The organism is Dechloromonas sp. ZS-1, from assembly GCF_039649255.1.
Lineage (GTDB): Bacteria > Pseudomonadota > Gammaproteobacteria > Burkholderiales > Rhodocyclaceae > Azonexus.
Window position 1 is genome coordinate 282641 of the sequence record NZ_JBDIYD010000002.1, and the last position, 15933, is coordinate 298573.

15 protein-coding genes are annotated in these 15933 nt (G+C 63.4%); 4 read left to right on the forward strand and 11 right to left on the reverse strand.

What is annotated here, in order from left to right:
• Window positions 1-43 precede the first annotated feature (43 nt).
• Window positions 44-811: a sulfite exporter TauE/SafE family protein gene (locus tag AACO21_RS04160; protein WP_346191229.1), complete on the reverse strand. Its 768-nt coding sequence runs from the start codon at window positions 809-811 to the stop codon at window positions 44-46.
• 96 nt (window positions 812-907) lie between these two features.
• Between AACO21_RS04160 and AACO21_RS04165 the strand changes: the two genes are divergently transcribed.
• Window positions 908-1825 carry a LysR substrate-binding domain-containing protein gene (locus AACO21_RS04165; protein WP_346191230.1) on the forward strand — a complete coding sequence of 306 codons (918 nt, stop codon included), beginning with the start codon at window positions 908-910 and terminating at the stop codon, window positions 1823-1825.
• A gap of 3 nt (window positions 1826-1828) precedes the next feature.
• Here AACO21_RS04165 and AACO21_RS04170 read toward each other — a convergent pair whose 3' ends face one another.
• The 3 genes from AACO21_RS04170 to AACO21_RS04180 are packed head-to-tail and all read right to left on the reverse strand — an operon-like array spanning window position 1829 to window position 4442.
• Window positions 1829-2719 (reverse strand): HD-GYP domain-containing protein, encoded by an 891-nt coding sequence (locus AACO21_RS04170; RefSeq protein ID WP_346191231.1) that lies wholly within the window; start codon window positions 2717-2719, stop codon window positions 1829-1831.
• Window positions 2720-2745: 26 nt separating this feature from the next.
• A complete protein-coding gene (locus tag AACO21_RS04175) occupies window positions 2746-3855 on the reverse strand; it encodes a hypothetical protein (protein WP_346191232.1) in 1110 nt (369 codons plus the stop codon).
• Window positions 3856-3866: 11 nt separating this feature from the next.
• Window positions 3867-4442: a DUF4337 domain-containing protein gene (locus AACO21_RS04180; protein ID WP_346191233.1), complete on the reverse strand. Its 576-nt coding sequence runs from the start codon at window positions 4440-4442 to the stop codon at window positions 3867-3869.
• Window positions 4443-4659: 217 nt separating this feature from the next.
• Here AACO21_RS04180 and AACO21_RS04185 point away from each other — a divergent pair, with 217 nt between their 5' ends.
• The 3 genes from AACO21_RS04185 to AACO21_RS04195 all read left to right on the forward strand — a co-directional run bounded on the left by AACO21_RS04185 (window position 4660) and on the right by AACO21_RS04195 (window position 7433).
• Window positions 4660-5856 carry a GGDEF domain-containing protein gene (locus AACO21_RS04185; RefSeq protein ID WP_346191234.1) on the forward strand — a complete coding sequence of 399 codons (1197 nt, stop codon included), beginning with the start codon at window positions 4660-4662 and terminating at the stop codon, window positions 5854-5856.
• Between the two features lie 155 nt (window positions 5857-6011).
• Window positions 6012-6908, forward strand: a complete 897-nt coding sequence (locus AACO21_RS04190) for a hypothetical protein (RefSeq protein ID WP_346191235.1) — start codon at window positions 6012-6014, stop codon at window positions 6906-6908.
• A gap of 72 nt (window positions 6909-6980) precedes the next feature.
• Window positions 6981-7433, forward strand: a complete 453-nt coding sequence (locus AACO21_RS04195; protein WP_346191236.1) for a GNAT family N-acetyltransferase — start codon at window positions 6981-6983, stop codon at window positions 7431-7433.
• 22 nt (window positions 7434-7455) lie between these two features.
• Here AACO21_RS04195 and AACO21_RS04200 read toward each other — a convergent pair whose 3' ends face one another.
• The 7 genes from AACO21_RS04200 to AACO21_RS04230 form a co-directional block, all read right to left on the reverse strand.
• Complete coding sequence (locus tag AACO21_RS04200) at window positions 7456-9426, reverse strand: autotransporter domain-containing protein (RefSeq protein WP_346191237.1); 1971 nt, start codon at window positions 9424-9426, stop codon at window positions 7456-7458.
• A 267-nt stretch (window positions 9427-9693) separates the two neighbouring features.
• The gene (locus AACO21_RS04205; RefSeq protein ID WP_346191238.1) at window positions 9694-10215 is read right to left on the reverse strand and encodes a DUF2478 domain-containing protein; all 522 of its coding nucleotides are present in this window, start codon (window positions 10213-10215) and stop codon (window positions 9694-9696) included.
• Between the two features lie 61 nt (window positions 10216-10276).
• The gene (gene modA / locus AACO21_RS04210; RefSeq protein WP_346191423.1) at window positions 10277-10984 is read right to left on the reverse strand and encodes a molybdate ABC transporter substrate-binding protein; all 708 of its coding nucleotides are present in this window, start codon (window positions 10982-10984) and stop codon (window positions 10277-10279) included.
• Window positions 10985-11132: 148 nt separating this feature from the next.
• A complete protein-coding gene (locus tag AACO21_RS04215; protein WP_346191239.1) occupies window positions 11133-11624 on the reverse strand; it encodes a DUF302 domain-containing protein in 492 nt (163 codons plus the stop codon).
• Window positions 11614-13692: a TonB-dependent receptor gene (locus AACO21_RS04220; RefSeq protein ID WP_346191240.1), complete on the reverse strand. Its 2079-nt coding sequence runs from the start codon at window positions 13690-13692 to the stop codon at window positions 11614-11616. The genes AACO21_RS04215 and AACO21_RS04220 overlap by 11 nt, the downstream gene beginning before the upstream one ends.
• Window positions 13693-13708: 16 nt before the next feature.
• Window positions 13709-13981, reverse strand: coding sequence for a pyrroloquinoline quinone biosynthesis peptide chaperone PqqD (gene pqqD, locus AACO21_RS04225; RefSeq protein ID WP_346191241.1), 273 nt, complete (start codon window positions 13979-13981; stop codon window positions 13709-13711).
• Between the two features lie 523 nt (window positions 13982-14504).
• Entirely contained in the window at window positions 14505-15932 is a 1428-nt protein-coding gene (locus AACO21_RS04230; RefSeq protein ID WP_346191242.1) for an ATP-binding protein, read from the reverse strand.
• Window position 15933: the final 1 nt, after the last annotated feature.

Here is a 15933-nt window from a genome sequence, read left to right on the forward strand (position 1 = left end):
GCCGGTAGCGAAAAGAAACGCGTTCAACGCGCAAAAATCGGCATCACCGCCCCATCACCACTGGTGCCACGGCCATCCATACGGAGACCGCCAGCAGCATCCAGGCGAAGCTTTGGCGCAGGCGCGCCTCGGGCAGACGGTGGGCGCAGGCGACGCCGGCTGAGACGGTGAAGAGGCCGCCGATGGCCATCGGGATGCCCCAGTGCCAATCGACGCGGCCGGCCTGGGCGTAGGTGCCGAGGGCGACCAGGGCGCTGGGTGTGACCAGGGCGAGGGAGAGGCTTTGGGCGAGGGTCTGGCGCAGGCCGAGCCAGCCGATCAGCACCGGCGTGGCCACCAGCCCGCCCCCCACGCCCAGCAAGCCCATCGCGCTCCCGCCCAGCGCCCCGACCCAAGGCAAACGGCGCAGCGGAATGCGCGTTTCGCCCCCCGCTGCCGTGCGCTTGCCGAGGAGCAGCCAAACGGAAAGGATGCCGATGGCGAAGCTGAAGGCCATGCGCAGCGTGAGCGGATCGAGGCGGGTGGCCAGTCCGGCCAGCAGCCAGGTGGTGAGGCTGCCGACCAGACCGATCAGGAGCAGCGGCGGCCAGGCGACCGGATGGCGTTGCAGGTAGCGCCACATGGCCATGACCAGGTTGGGCACCATCAGGACCAGGGCCGTGCCCTGGGCCAGCGGTTGTTCCATGTGAAAGCCGAGCACGAGCAGCGGGATGGCGAGAATGCCGCCGCCAATGCCGAAGATGCCGCCAAAGAAGCCGAGCAGGCCGCCCAGGGTGAGGGCAAAACACAGGTTGAAGAGTGAAAACGACATGGCGCGGCCCGATGGAGAACGAGCGCCCATCTTTATTGATTGATAAATATCATTCAATAGACCAATATTGAATTGATTATTTACCTGAACGCACGAATGAGCCCCCTGCCCGACCTGGCTTTTTTCAGCTTGCTGGCCCGTCAGCCCAGCCTGGCCGCTGCCGCACAACAGCTCGGCATCACGCCGCCCGCGGTGAGCCGCCGGCTGGCCCAGCTTGAACAGCGCCTGGGTGTGCGCCTGCTCAACCGGACGACGCGCCGCCTGAGCCTGACGCCGGAGGGCGAACGCTATCTGGAAGACGGGGAGCAGATCCTGCGTGACGTGGAGCGCCTGGAGCGCACGCTGGGCGAGAGCCGCGATGTGCCGCGCGGCCTGTTACGCATCAACGCCGGCTTTGGCTTCGGGCGCCGGCATCTTGGCCCGGCCATCTCGGCCTTTGCGCAGCGCTGGCCGGATGTCGAGGTGATCCTGCATCTCTCGGACCGGGCGCTCGATCTGGCCGAGCATGCCATCGATATCGCCATCCGCTTTGGCCCGCCACCGGACAGCCGCATCCTGGCCCGCAAGATCGCCGCCAACCGCCGCCTGCTCTGTGCTGCCCCGGCCTATCTGGCCGCACGCGGCCAGCCGGCGACGCCGCGCGATCTGATGGCGCATGACTGCATCGTGATCCGGGAAAACGAGCGCGCTTTCAATCACTGGCAACTCACCGACGGCAGCCGCGAAACACTGGTCAAGGTCAAAAGCCCGCTTGCCGTGAATCATGGGGAGATCGCCGTCGATTGGGCGCTGGCCGGGCACGGTATCGTGCTGCGCTCGGAATGGGATGTGGCGGGCTACCTGCGCAGCGGGGAATTGATCCGCGTGCTGCCCGAGTGGGCCGGCACGCCCGCCGACATCCATGCCATTTACCCGCAGCGCCTGCATTTATCGGCCAAGGTGCGGGCTTTTCTGGATTTTCTGGTGGAACGTTTTGCGGCTTACCGCAGCCCGGACGAGCGCGCGCCCTGGTAGGGCTCAGTTGAGCAAGGCGCGCGCCGAATCGCGTACCACCTGCGCGATCAGATCGGTATCGGCTTCCGGCTCCAGTTCGGCCGGCGAGGCGGTCCGTCCGGCCTGCACGGCCGTCAGCCCCCCCGCCTGCTCGGCCAGGACATAAACGCCGGTACAGGCATGGCAATACACGTGGTCGCCCGCCCCCTGCGTGCGCCGCCGCACCAGGGTTGGTCCGCACATCACGCAATCGTAGAGCGGAATGCCCTCGTCGGTGTGGCCGACGATATGATCCAGCTCGCCCGCCTCACCCAGGGCAACAAACACTTCCCCGAAGGCACGATCGAACTGACGGCCCAGGTTCTCGCGAATGATCTCGAGCGCCTTGGCAATCGGCATGCCGCGCCGGTATGGGCGGGTGCTGGTCATCGCATCGAAGGCATCGCAGATGCCGACAATGCGGGCATCCAGCGGCACGGCTTCGCCTGCCAGACCACGCGGGTAGCCCCGACCGTCCGGGGTTTCGTGATGGGCGCGGATGGCGGCTTCGGCCAGCACGGCGAGCGGATGCCCGGCGAGCATGCGCCAGCCGACTTCGGGATGGGTCTTGATCACGGCAAACTCGTCGTCGGTCAACCGATCTTTCTTGCCCAGAATGTGATCGGGAATGCTGACCTTGCCGAGGTCATGCAAGAAGGCGCCAATGGCGATGCGCGCCACCTCGCCCGCCGGCAGGCCAATTTTTTCCGCGAGCAGGCGGGAAAAACGGGACACCCGCCACAAATGGCCGCCGGTATACGGATCGCGCGCCTCGACCATCCAGGCCATGACGAGCAGCGAGGTGAGCAGGTCTTCCTGGTGTTGACGCCGTTGCCCGCCACCGAGCACCGCCGATAATTGTTGCAGCAAGCCCATGACACCCCCTTGTCGATCAGGCGTTGTTAATGGCGCACCGTCGCCGGTTCGGCACACGTGGCCGGATCGCTCCAGTACGCAGCCTCCCCGGTACGCTCGACGCGCGCCAGATAGCAATCATAGCGCCCAGCCCAGGCATAGGCCCGGTCGTCCGCCAGCATCCCGGGCACATTGGTCATGTCCAGCTCGCTGACCTGCAGGGCCTCATTGGCTGTCGCATGGAGCAGCCCTTCGACGAGGAGCATGTCGGAAAACAGGGTCTGGACACGGTCGACCGCCGGCATGATGTGTTTTTCAGTCTCGCTCAAGGTCAGCGGCGCCAAGACCTGAATCGCGGCCGAGAGATCGGTCCTGCGCAGTGCCTGCCCCGGTGCGCGGCCGAGCAGGCGTTGCACGGCCGGCTGCACACCACGCGTCACGGGGCGGCTGATCGCCGTCATCGTGACCGGCTCCGGCAGCGCGCGCGCCACGCCTTGCAGGCGGCTGGCCGCGAGCTGACGGGCCAGTGCGAGATCGGTATCGGAGAGCGGCTGCAGCGTACAGTGCTCGATTTCGGCATTACGCAGGGCCTGGCATAACAGACGATGCCAGACCTTCTGCCCGAGGGCCTCGCCATAGGTGTGACGCTCGCCGGCGATCTGCAGGCTGCCGCCCCCGATGTCCAGAATATGCGTGGTGTTCAATTGTGGCCCCAGCGCGGCGCGGGCGCCGACCACGCCATAGCGCCCTTCCACCGCCTGCGGAATGACCAGCAGGGCCACCCCGCTCTCGGCCTGTAACTGGCGCAGCACAGCCACGGTCTCCTGACGCCGGGTTTCCAGGGCGAGCCGCCAGGCGGAATAGCCGCCGGCCACCCGGGCACAGGACTCGGTCCCAGCCGGAGGGAGCGCCGTGAAAGCCTGGGAGGTGGGCGCCACGGTTTCGGCCAGGCCGCGTCCGGCCCAGAGTGGTGCCAGATAGTCGATATTGACCCGCCCCCCGGCGGCCTGCCCCTGACTACCGGCCCGCACCCCGGATGAACCGACATCGAAGGCCACCCGGCAGGTGTCGGCCTGCGCACCGCTAAGTGCCAGCACGGCAAACAGCCCGCCACAACACAGGGCGCGCAAGAGGCGGTCAGCAAGGCGGGGCTTCATGCTCGTGACGGTCAGAGATGCAGGTAGCCCAGCGCACCGACCACGACCCCGGCCCCCGTGGCGGCATAGACGGCGCCGATCAGCCAGCGCTTGCGGGTCAGCAGGGCAATGGCCGACATGGCGATGGCGATCTGGAGCAGCGTCGTGGCCAGCGCCCAGCGCTCATGCACGTGCATTTCCTGCTCGCTCTTTTCGTCCGAGGCCTTGGCCATGGCTTCCAGGCGGTCCGCCTCGACCTTGATCTCTTCTTTTTCCTTCTTGTAGCGCTCGACCGCCTGCTTGAACTTCTCCTGCGCTTCGCCGCTGGTCAGCGTGACGGAGAGCTCGGCCAGATTCTGCTTGTTGCTCTTGGCCTGATAGTAGTTCCACTGATTGGAGGCCGAGGTCTTGTGGATCGCCGCTTCGTTCTTGAGCAGCAGGGCGGCGTTCTGGGAATGCCCGCCCATGTAGCCAAAAATGGCGCCCACCGTCGAAATGATGGCGGTCAGAACCGCCACGCGCGAGGTGAAATTGTCACCACCGTGCTGTGCAACATGCTCGACCTCGTGATCGTGCGGACCGTGAACGTGAAAACCGTGACCAGACATACAAATTGCTCCAGTAAAACAGACAAAACAGGGGAGCGATTCTAGCCGGAGAGCGCCGCCTTGCGGCAAACCTTCATGCCCCTCCTGCGCCATCGCCAGCACGACTATGACAAAAGTTTTTACACTGTCACACAATCCCGGGGAAAAACGATAAGATTTAAGGTATTACAAATGGGTGGCCCGTTGAGCCCTCCCTGCAGAGAAAAGGCAATTCATCTTGCACAGCCCCACACTGCTGATCATGGCGACCCTGCTGATGGGCATCATCAGCCTCGTGATGGGTGCCATGTGGCTTTACAACCGACATATTCCCGGCCTGAAGTCGTGGGCATGCTCGTTTGTGGCCGGTTTTCTGCTCTGCGCAGTCATGCTGATGCGCATGCTGGACGAGACATCGGCCGCCATGCCGCTGATGCTGCTCCTGCTGCAAACCCTGATGTTCATGATCGGCTGCCTGACCTTTGTCGGGGCACGCACGCACGTCGGTGCGGCACCGCCAGGATATGCCCTGCCGCTCGCGCTGTACGGCATTCTGTTGTGTGCCACCCTCTATTTCTCGGCAATCATCGACAACCCGAATGCGCGCTTCTTGGTCCCCAGCCTGATCAATGCGCTGTTCTTCCTCGGCAGCGCGCATGCACTCGGGCGCTTTGGCTTCAAGAATTACCCGGGGCGCACCTTTCTCGCCGTGGTCATGGGTGTTCATGCCCTCTTCCTGATCGCACGCCCCTTCGTTTTTCCCTTGGGCGGCACCGGCATGTTCTCGGCGAACAACCAGTTCAACATGTCCCAGTTCGTCCTGCTGGAATCGACACTGGCCCTGACCCTGATCGCCTTCGGCATCCTGATGGTGACCACCGAGTACACCACCAGCAAATGGCGGCGACTGGCTGAACGCGACCCGCTGACCAGCGTCTTCAACCGGCGCTCCTTCCTCACGCTGCTCGACAAGGCACTGAGTCGCAACGAGCGGCAACAGCAGCCCTTGGCCGTGATGCTGATCGATCTGGATCACTTCAAGTCGATCAATGACCGCTGGGGACACAAGCAAGGGGATGAGGCGCTACGTCACTTTGTCGATATCGTGACCCATTGCCTGCGCCACGAAGACATCCTGGGCCGCCTGGGTGGCGAAGAATTCGCGGTGTTTCTGAACGATGCGGACCTTCAGGTAGCACGCACCGTCGCCGAGCGCCTGCGCAGCACCGTGGAAAGCTGTCCGGTCCCGACTGCCTCCGGCACCATTCCGCTCACGATCAGCCTCGGCCTCACCCTCGCCTGCCCCGGCGAAACACCGGAAAGCGTACTGCACCGTGCCGACGTGGCGATGTACCAAGCCAAGCATCGCGGCCGCAATCGTATCGAAATTGTCGCTCAGACCGAGCAGCCGATCCCCGCACTGAACGCAGCCTGACCCGTCTGGCGGTGCGGATTGTTCGCCCCCTCGGCACGGTTGCAATTGCCACCAATCGGTCTAGGATAGGGACTCGCACCCGCCTGTCGAAACATCGGCGCCCACGCCGCCGGGAGAAGCATCCAGCCCTTCACGCATGATTTCCGGGAGGTTTTATGCTGACGCGCAAGCTTGCTGTCGATAACAAGACCTTCATCGCCGCCATTCGTGCCAACAACCTGCCGGCGGTCCGCGTACACGCCGAAAGCGGCTGTTTTGGCGAACAGGCGCTGCAAAACGCCATGACCCTCTCCGCCTTCTGCGGGCACCGGCGCCTGCTGCGCTATTTCTTCAACAAGCGCGAACACGGCGAATTCGCCTTTCTCGACACGGGCATCTCGCTCGAAGCCGCCTCGGCGGCCGGCAAGGTTCAGGGTGTGGTCGATCTGGTGACCTTCGGCGCGGACCTGCACTGCGACGAAGACTTTCCCTACTACCTCGCGCTCTGCCACAACCACCCGGTGACGGCCTTCTACCTCCATTTTTCCGGCATCGACATCAACAGCAACGAGCACGCGCTGCGCATGGCCTTCAAGCGGGGCTGGCGCGATCTGGTCTATGACATTTTCGGCATCCATGCCCATGCCACCAATCCGGCCCAGGGTCTTGAGTGGTCGGTGCGGAGCGGCAAGGTGAGGATTGCCCTCGGCGCCATGCTGGCCGGGGCTGATCCGGCACGCGACGACAGTGAACTGCTCTTCCGTGCCATTGAAAGCGGCCAGGACGAGATGATCCGCGTGCTCGTCGAAAACGGGGCCGACGTGCTCGCCCGCGGCGAGCGCATCCTGCTCGACAGCGCCCGCAAGAGCCAACGCGGCAGCACCATCCAGACCGTCTTCCGCTACGTCCAGAAAGCGCGGAGCGAACCGGCATTTATCCCTGCCGGAACAGGTCGACCGCAGGGGATGAAAACGATCAGCGGCCCGGCGGAATTCACCCGCCCGCCGCAAATTGTCCCGACCCTGCGCCCGCACGGCATGGGCTGGCGCAGTTCGACCTGGTCGTCACACTGAAGGCGGCCCCCGTCATCTGCCTGCAACCTGGGCACCGCATGCTGCCCGTCTCCCCCTGTCACGGAGACGCCCATGGGCAAGCTGCGCCTCGATGTACTCGATCAGGACGGCGACCTGCTTGTCGACGCCTGTGCCAACCTGATCGTCACCGCCTTCGCCGATCCGGTCCGCTACGACAAGCAACGCGTCGTCGCCGAACTGACGCAACGCGATCCCGCCTACTACCGTCGTTTTTTCATTGCCATGGAAGCGGGCGAAGTGGTCGGCATCGGCGGCATCAAGGCAGCCGACTGGGCCTCGAACACCCACCTGCTCTATCTCTCCGCCGTCCGGCCTGACCGGCGGGGCAAAGGCATCGGCCGCGCCCTGATCCAGGCACGTCTGGACTGGCTGAAACAGCATTTCCCGCACGGCCGGGTCCTGGTCTCGACGCAACGCACCAAGCGCTATCGCGAACTCGGTTTCAAAGACATCCGCGGCAGCCATCTGGCCGGGCGGCATCTGATGCTGCTGCGGTTCAAGTAGGCGATAAAGCGCCCGAAACGATTCAAAAAGCAATGCTGAGGCGAGCATTCAGCCATGCATTGCTGGCCCCCTTCGGGCTTGCCATATTGAGCATCACGTTTGCCGTGACGGGGCCTTGCTGGCACTCGAAGCCGAGACCGGCACGCAGCCAATCCTGTTTTTGCTCCAACCCGGGCAATGCAAAATCAAATAGCCCGATGAGCCCGCCCGACATGTCAGGACCGTGTCGGCGAAAGCGGTGCACATGCTCAACAATACCTTGCAATTTCCACCCGGGCTGCCATAGCCAGGCATAGCGCAGACCCAACCGGGCATCCAGATCCCGCTGAGAAAACCCGTCAAACCTGGCAGGAAACCCTCCCCCAGACTCGGAATAGGCCTGAAGTTTCGTTTGGCTCAGGCCCAGCTCCAGATATGGCGACAATGATTGCCTGGCAAATTGCCAACCCCGATCCCACTCCAACCGTGCGCGCACTGCGCTCGTCCGGAGTGCAGGTTGCCCGATAGAAGCGCCCGGCACCCCGGCATTCAGGTAGCTTCGCTCGATGAGTGCATCGCCCCGATAGGCGAACCCCGCCAAGCTCGCCCAAATCTGGGCCGGCATGCTAACCAGCATCTCCGCAAACACGTAGTTGCCATCCGTCGTCAGGCGATCCGACGAAATGGCAGGCTGGCGGGTCGACACCTGCCCAACCCCGATATTGATTTGCCCCCAGGGGATGACAACCCCGCCGCCAAACTCCCTCAGAGTCAGCTTACTGCTCCGGGAGGCCTGCTCATTTACCCCCCAGTCACCGGCAACCCATGTCGCGTATTTCCCGGCATGAATCCGATAATCCAGCGGCTGGCCATGTAGTCCCTGCAGAATGAGGTCCGTCCCCATATTCACCATGCCCCATGCACGCTGTACCGTGTTCAGGCTGGCTTGCAAATCGGCCACGCTGACCAAGCCGCTCCCGATCGGAGACAAGCGCGCGATGAAGGCCGCATTCCCTTGTGTTTGCCCGACAACCACGGAGCCATCCGCGTTGGTTGCCGTCGCGTATCTGGTCAGGTCAGCGGCAACCGCCACACCACCGGCGCGCAACCAATCCTCGACGGTCTGCATCCCGGTTTGTGCCGTCCAGCGAAAACCTCGGGTTGTTCCAAACACGCCCGAGCCCGACCAGCCGACCACGACCCTGCCATCCTCTGATATTCCCCAGGCCTGGCTGTTGCTGTCGTTGCCAAGTCGCCCCAGATTGACCATGCCGCTCGCAGCTGTCCAGCGAAAAGCACGCTGCGCGCTACCATTGATGTATGCCGCACCGGCAATCGCCGTACCATCGGCAGACACTGCCCAGGCATCGCTCTGAGCCCCCCCCAGCGAACCCAAGTCCGTTTTGATCGTCGTGACCCACTGATCGTTGGAGGTCCAGCGCACCGCCTGGGAGGTTGAGCCTGTTTTGCTGGAAAAGCCGACAACCACGCTGCCATCTGCCGAAACTGCTCTGGCCCAGGCCGTTGAACCGCCGGGCAAGGTCCCCAGATCAAGTTTGTTCGTGGTCTGCCACTGATCGTTCGTCGTCCAACGGACCGCCCTGATCGTGCCACCGGCATTACTGGCCCACCCGACCACCACCGCCCCATCCGACGAGACATCGTGCGCCGTGCTGGCCGTTCCTCCCAGCGTTCCCAGATCGATCATGCCGGTCAAGGCTGTCCAGCGGAAAGCATGGTTCTGTGTCGGGGTTGACGCAGAGCCGACAATCACCTGCCCATCAGGCGTAACGTTGAGCGCCGTACTGGTTGCGCCGCCCAGCGTTCCGAGATCCTGAAGCCCGGTCGCTGCCGTCCACCGGAAAGCCCGGTTATCTGCACCCGCATTTTTGGCATAACCGACCAGTACGCTGCCATCACTGGAAACGGCATTGGCCAGACTGGCAGCCCCGCCCAGCGTGCCTAATGAGGTGAGTTCCCCGTAGAGCGACCCTGAATAGGCAACCGGCGACAAGGTCTGGGACCAGGCCGGCGAGGCGCAGACCCAGACACCGGCTGCGACCCAAAGACGAAGCGTGCCGCAGATCTCCGGGTATGACGGGGTGGGCTCGAAACAGATCTGATTCAAACAGCCTCCGGAAAAAGCCGTGAATGGTCAGAGTAATGCCTGATACCACTATACCCCGATGCCCGGAGCACGCCATACGCCGTGCAAAAACATCGTGAAGACCAGGTATCGATGCTGTGTTCAATCTGACCGCAGCTGTCTCAATCCAGCAGATCAACCGACAGTCATCGCCTGCCTGCACCAGCCCTCAATCGCCGCGCGCTCTGCCGGCAGGGTCTGGGCCAGACCGCCGGTAAAGGTTTCCCAGGCAGGTTGATAGGCTGCCTGGACGACTGTCAGCACAGGGATGCCCTGGCTCATGAGTGCCAGCATTTCGGCAGCAAAGCCCTCGCCCGTGGATTCCAGCTTGCCGAAGCGGTTGACCATAACCAGGTCGGCACCCTCCCGGGCGATGCGCCGCAGGATGCCGGAAAGGTCGGCCATCACCTGGACATCGAGCGCACAGGCGCTGGCGCCGCTGCCCAAATCTTGCGTGATTTCATGGACGACGCCCTGATCGAGGTCGATCAGGGCCAGACGGCAGCTGCCTTCCTCCGGGCAACGCCGCTGCACCAGGCCGCGCACGCGCCAACCTTGTTGGCGCAGGTCTGCGGCAAGCTGGAGCAGCAGGTCATCGTAGCCATCCGTCTCGCCGGGCAGAATGGCGGCGACCATGGGCTGGCGGGCATCGGGCATGGAGAGCGGTCCGGCAGCGCGGCGCTGGGCCGCAAAAACGCCATCTTAACGCGTGAGCGCCTCAGTATTCATAGCCAAAGGCGCGCAAGGCTGCCTTCGCCTTGTCGCCCCGCAGATACTGCATCAACGCCTCGGCCGCCGGATTGGCGCGTCCCTTGTTGAGGATCACGGCATCCTGCCGGATCGGGCTGTGCAGTTTGGCCGGTACGATCCAGGCCGAACCGCCCGTCAACTGGCCATCCTTGAAGACCTGCGAACGTGCGACAAAGCCGAGCTCTGCATTGCCGCTAATGACAAACTGATGCGTCTGGGCAATGTTTTCCCCTTGCACAAAACGGCCTTGCAGGCGCGTCAGCTCGCCGAGCTGGGTCAAGGCTTCAATGGCAGCCGCACCATAGGGCGCAGTTTTGGGATTGGCGATGGCCAGTCGGTTGAAATCCGCTTTTGCCAGTACTGCCCCCTGCGCATCCACGCGGCCAGGCTGCGGCGACCACAAGACCAGACGCCCGATGGCGTAGGTAAAGCGCGAGCCTTTGACGGCGTGGCCTTCATTTTCCAGACGGGCAGGCGTTTCATCATCCGCCGACAACAAGACCTCGAACGGTGCGCCATGGCTGATTTGGGCGTAGAACTTGCCCGTTGCACCGAAGGACAAGGTGGCTTTGTGCCCGGTATCGCGCTCGAAATCCGCTGCAATGCGCTGCATGGGTGCGGTGAAATTGGAAGCAACCGCCACGGCCACCTCGGCCGCCTGGCCATCAGCCAGCATCAGCCATGCCGCCAGGAAGCCCAGGCAGGGTTTGAGAATAGGTTTCACGCGTTGCTCCCGATCCGTTCATGTCACGGCACAGTCTGCCGTCTTGATCTACCGGACGCCATGATATCGGGCAAAGGCCAGCACGGGGACAGCCCCCGGTTCAGGGCAACTCGGCGCGAATGCGCGACAGCAGGTGTGAAAACAGCGCCTGCACCCCCTGTTGTCCGGGCGTGTGCCCGGTCGGCTGGCGCCAGCTGAGCAGGATGCGCGACTCACCCTGCGGCTGGCTGATCGCGATCGACAACGGGCAAAACGCCAGCTGTGCCGGCGACTCTTCGAGCAGTTGCCAGGCCAGTCGGGCACTGCAGAACTGCAGAATCTCGGCGCGTTCAACGGGGAGCTGCGAACGCCCAAGCGCCGGTCCGGTGCGCCGCAGCATGTCGGCAAAATCAAGCGGCGGGCTGGGTACCAGCCCTTCGCCTTCGATCGCTTCGATCACGGCGGCCCGCACGACACTGTAAGCATGGCCGCTCACCCAGTGCTGCACGAGCGATGGCGGCTCGGCCCGGGCGCTCAGGCCGAACAAGGCCCCGACCAGCCCGATGCACAGGCACCGGGCCAGCCGCTGCCCGAGCCCCCGCTCAGAAGGCATAACGCAGCGAGACGCCCGCCAGCCAGTTGCGGCCCGGCGCGGCTTCGTAATAGCGGCCATTGCTGTCCCCCACCACCACGGAACCCACATACTGGCGGTCGAACACGTTGTTCAGACGGGCGTAGGTACGCATCGTCAGCGGGCCGTAACTGCGCTCCACCCCGACCCGCAGATTGGCGATGGCATAACCCGGCGCTGCCTGCTGGGTGTTCGTATCTTCAACCTGCATGCGCCCCCGCACCAGGCCTTCGACGCCGGCGTAGAAGCCGCTCGGGGCATGGCGCCAGGTCAGGTCGGCATACAGATTGTGCTCGGCAATGCCGGGCAGGCGCTTGCCGGCGCTGACCACGGTGCCGCCTGAAGTGGTGAAGGCTTCGTCATAGCGCGCGTCGAGGTAGGTGTAGGCAAGGCGGCTGGAAAGCCCGCCCTGCCAGCGGCTGTCCAGCCCCAGTTCCAGACCGCGACGCTGGGTACGGCCGGCATTGCGGTAGCTCGTGCGGCCACCGCTGCTGCTGTCGACCACCAGTTCGTCACGCGTATCGATCTGGAAAAGTGCCAGGTCCATCCGGCTGTCTGCCCCGACATAGGCTTTCAGACCGGTTTCCAGATGCGTGCTCTGGGCCGGCTTCAGGCTGTAACTGAAAGTCCCGCCCGGACCGGAATAGAAAAGTTCGCCAAAACTCGGCGCCTCGAAACCGCGTGCCGCGCTGGCATAGACATTCACGGCCGGGGTCAGGCGATACAAGGCGCCGACGGTCGGCGTCGTCTTGTTATATTCCACCCGCCCGCCGTCGTTGCCATTGCTCAGATAGCGGTCATCGACCTTGAAGCTGACATGGCTGCGCCGCAGGCCGCCGTTGAACTGCCAGTCGCCCCGCGCCCACTCGGCCTGGGCGTATTGATCGAAACTGGTGACGGTATCGAGTTCGTTGCGGCGCAAGGCGCCCTGCACGCCGAGCGTGTTGCCGACATAGTTTTCGTAGCCGCGCCGGTCATCGCGGGCGGTTTCGTAGTCGGTCCCGAGCGTGGTGGTCAGCCGCCCGCCGGCGAGATCGAAGCGCCCGATCCAGCGGGCCGAAGCACCGCCGTAATCGCGGTCAAAGTCGATCACGCCGCCGCTGTGTTTGACATTGCCCTGAACCGACTTGGGAATCGACTGGTACTGGGTGGTCGACCGCTGCCCGACATAGGCCGAGAGCTGCACGCTGTGCTCGCCGAAGCGATGCTCGTAGGTCAGCCCGCCCTGAGTCTGTTCGATGGTCTTGCGCGTGTTGTAGTCGAGCGCGGCCTGCGCCACGCTGCGCGGGTCGGCACGATAACCGCTCCAGGTCTGCCCGAGCGGGTCCTGGGCTTCCTGACGGAAGGTCGAGGCAATCACGTTGAGCTTGCCGTCCTGGCTGGGCTGGAAGGTCAGCTTGACCTGGCTCTGATCCCGCTCCGCATGACTATTCTGGCGATATCCATCGGTCACGAAGCGGGAGGTGTCGATCACATACCCGACCCCACCCGCTTCCCCCTTGGCCGACATGTCGGCCTTCCAGGTCGCATCGCTGCCCGCGCTAAAATTGCCCTCCACCACCGGTCGACCGTGTCCTTCCTCGGTAAACAGCTGGATGACGCCCCCGGCATGGTTGCCGTAGACCGACGACAAGGGCCCGCGCAACACTTCGATACGCTCAGCCCGATCCAGATTGAAGGTGGCGGCCTGCCCCTGACCATCCGGCATGGAGGCGGGAATACCATCGGCGATCAGGCGGATGCCGCGCACGCCAAACGCAGCGCGCGCGCCAAAACCGCGCGAGGAGAGTTGCAGGTCCTGCGCGTAATTCTGGCGATTCAACGCGGTGATGCCCGGCACGCTGGCCAGCGCTTCGGACGCATTGACGCGCGGCTGATCGGCACCAATCCGCTCACGCGTCACCACATCAATGGCTGCTGGCAGATCGAAGCTGCGCTGTTCGATGCGGCTGCCGGTGACGGCCACCGGATCGAGGGTCACATCGGCCGCCAGGGCATGGCCCGAGAGCGTGGCGATGGCGGCGGCAAGGGGAGCAAGGCGGAAATTCATGATGGGGTTTTCTGTATCAGAGACGCAACCAGCCCTTGTCATGGGCGGTCACGATAAAAGCTTGGGTATCCCGTTCGATGGCCGCCCGGTTACCCGGAAAGGCAGCATCCAGATCGTCGATGATCTGCGCAACCGTGCGCCGACCATCGCAACGCAGGAGAATCTCGGCGGCAGCGGGGTTGAGTTTCACCATCCCCTCGGGATAGAGCAGGATGTGAGCGTGCTGGGCCGCCTCCCACCGGAAAACATGATGGGGGCCCAACTGCGGGATCGGCGACAGGCTGGTCATGATCGGTCGGGCAGCGCGCAGAAGGGTTCAGGCATCCGGGCGCCGCCGGGTCATCAACGTACGTAGACGTAAGCCGTGACTTCGAAGCCGAGGCGGATTTCGCAGTAAGCCGGGGTTTGCCAGTTCATGATGTGTCTCCTTTTAGATCGGTACGGCACCACGCCGTCCCTGAAACACATTATTCGCAGCCCCCAAGGACCCGGCATCCGGGGATTTGCCAAAAGCGCCTCATGAAAATCATGAGGCGCGTGGCATCAAAAATTCGGGGAAGGCATTTGACCGGGCAACACCGATATTGAGGGCTTTTGCTCAACGTGAACGCTTCGGCCAAAACCGAAGGTCGCTGCGGCCTCCGACAATGAACGCTACCGACCCAAACGAGACATTCGTCACTTCAATTTTCTGAGTGCAGGCTACTGAATACTCTGGCCATTCAACCCGAATTCTCACGGGTAGGCCGTCCGCCAAAAGAGAGACCTGCACCTTCGGGTCACAATGGGTCCAGGTATCCTTGTGCAGAATCTCACTCAAACGCCCGAAGGGCATCGGGATTTTTCAGGAGCGATTCATTTCCTTGGATAGTCCCATTTTTGGGGAACTTGACCTGAATTCTCATCCCGCTACCGGTCGGCGATGCCTTGTTACTCGAATACTTGACCCATCCACCGTGCAGTTCAGCGATTCGTCGAACAATCGACAGCCCTAGGCCGCTCCCCCCGGCGGCCGATGAATTCTGCCCTGACTCCTGGCTACGCCAGAATCTTTGACCTAGGCGGGATAACTCTTCCTCGGTCACACCTGGGCCGTCATCTTCCACCACCAAGCTTACCGCCGCATTAACAGGCTCAATCACAACGCGAATCCGGCCATTTCTCGGCGTATAGCGGATGGCGTTATCCACCAGGTTGCGGACCAGGATGGACAGCCAGGCCGAATTGCCCCGTAGCGCCCCCCCCGCCTCGGCTGCCAGTTCGATATCGATATCCTTGTTAATCGCCTGCGTCACCAATTGCCCAACCACTTCCCGAACAAGTTCAGCGAAATCCAGCTCGACTAAATCGCCCGGTCCCGTCGCATCGACCCGAGCCAGCAATAGTAGCTGCTCGACCAGATGAGTCATGCGGTCGCAACCCTGCAACACGTTGGCCAGGGCATGGCGACGCGCAGCATCCTCGGTGGCGCCGAGGGCAACTTGGGCCTGGGCACGTAATCCGGCCAGCGGCGTACGCAGTTCATGAGCGGCATCTGCGGTGAACCGGCGCTCCTGTTCGAAACTCCGGGCAACGCGGCCGAACAAGGTATTCAGTCTTTCCACCAGAGGCAGCACTTCACTCGGCAGGTCGTTGGTTGGTAGCTGGGCCAGATGTTCCGGTGAACGCTGCTCGACTTCGGCAGCCACGCGTTCCAGCGGACGCACACCGTGGCGAACCGCCAGCCAGATGAAGAGCGCCACCAATGGCAACGCAATCAACAGCGGCTTGAGCAAACCGCCGGCCACCGCACGCGCCATGTGATCGCGCGCACCAATCCGCTCACCCACTTGCACGAGCACCTGGCGCCGGTCGTTCCACGCGGAAAACACCCGCCAGCGCTCCCCATCGACCACACTGTCGGATAAACCTTCCCGTTTGGCACTCAGCGGGGTATCAGGCGCGTTGGCCGAGTGCAGTCGCAAACGGTCGTCGAGCCAGACCTGGAAGGCGACACGCCGCGCATAGCGATGCAGTTCGGGGGCATGACTTTCCTCGAAGCTGTCGTCGTCCTCATCGTCCAGCTCGCCATTGGTTTGCGCAATCAGCAGCGAGGCCGCCTGGATCAGGTGAGCGTCGAATAACTCCTCCGCTTCGTGTCGTGCCTCAAGCCAGGTGGCCCCAGCAGCGATAAGCCAGAGCAGGCCAACCAGAACGCTGACAGCCAGAGTGAGGCGTACCTTCAGGGAAGCGGTCAGCATC

Excerpts from the sequence above, each read along its gene's own strand:
- AACO21_RS04160 (WP_346191229.1), bottom strand. The coding sequence starts at position 811 with ATGTCGTTTTCACTCTTCAACCTGTGTTTTGCCCTCACCCTGGGCGGC.
- AACO21_RS04165 (WP_346191230.1), top strand. The coding sequence starts at position 908 with ATGAGCCCCCTGCCCGACCTGGCTTTTTTCAGCTTGCTGGCCCGTCAG.
- AACO21_RS04170 (WP_346191231.1), bottom strand. The coding sequence starts at position 2,719 with ATGGGCTTGCTGCAACAATTATCGGCGGTGCTCGGTGGCGGGCAACGG.
- AACO21_RS04175 (WP_346191232.1), bottom strand. The coding sequence starts at position 3,855 with ATGAAGCCCCGCCTTGCTGACCGCCTCTTGCGCGCCCTGTGTTGTGGC.
- AACO21_RS04180 (WP_346191233.1), bottom strand. The coding sequence starts at position 4,442 with ATGTCTGGTCACGGTTTTCACGTTCACGGTCCGCACGATCACGAGGTC.
- AACO21_RS04190 (WP_346191235.1), top strand. The coding sequence starts at position 6,012 with ATGCTGACGCGCAAGCTTGCTGTCGATAACAAGACCTTCATCGCCGCC.
- AACO21_RS04195 (WP_346191236.1), top strand. The coding sequence starts at position 6,981 with ATGGGCAAGCTGCGCCTCGATGTACTCGATCAGGACGGCGACCTGCTT.
- AACO21_RS04205 (WP_346191238.1), bottom strand. The coding sequence starts at position 10,215 with ATGCCCGATGCCCGCCAGCCCATGGTCGCCGCCATTCTGCCCGGCGAG.
- modA (WP_346191423.1), bottom strand. The coding sequence starts at position 10,984 with ATGCTGGCTGATGGCCAGGCGGCCGAGGTGGCCGTGGCGGTTGCTTCC.
- AACO21_RS04215 (WP_346191239.1), bottom strand. The coding sequence starts at position 11,624 with ATGCCTTCTGAGCGGGGGCTCGGGCAGCGGCTGGCCCGGTGCCTGTGC.
- AACO21_RS04220 (WP_346191240.1), bottom strand. The coding sequence starts at position 13,692 with ATGAATTTCCGCCTTGCTCCCCTTGCCGCCGCCATCGCCACGCTCTCG.
- pqqD (WP_346191241.1), bottom strand. The coding sequence starts at position 13,981 with ATGACCAGCCTGTCGCCGATCCCGCAGTTGGGCCCCCATCATGTTTTC.
- AACO21_RS04230 (WP_346191242.1), bottom strand. The coding sequence starts at position 15,932 with ATGCTGACCGCTTCCCTGAAGGTACGCCTCACTCTGGCTGTCAGCGTT.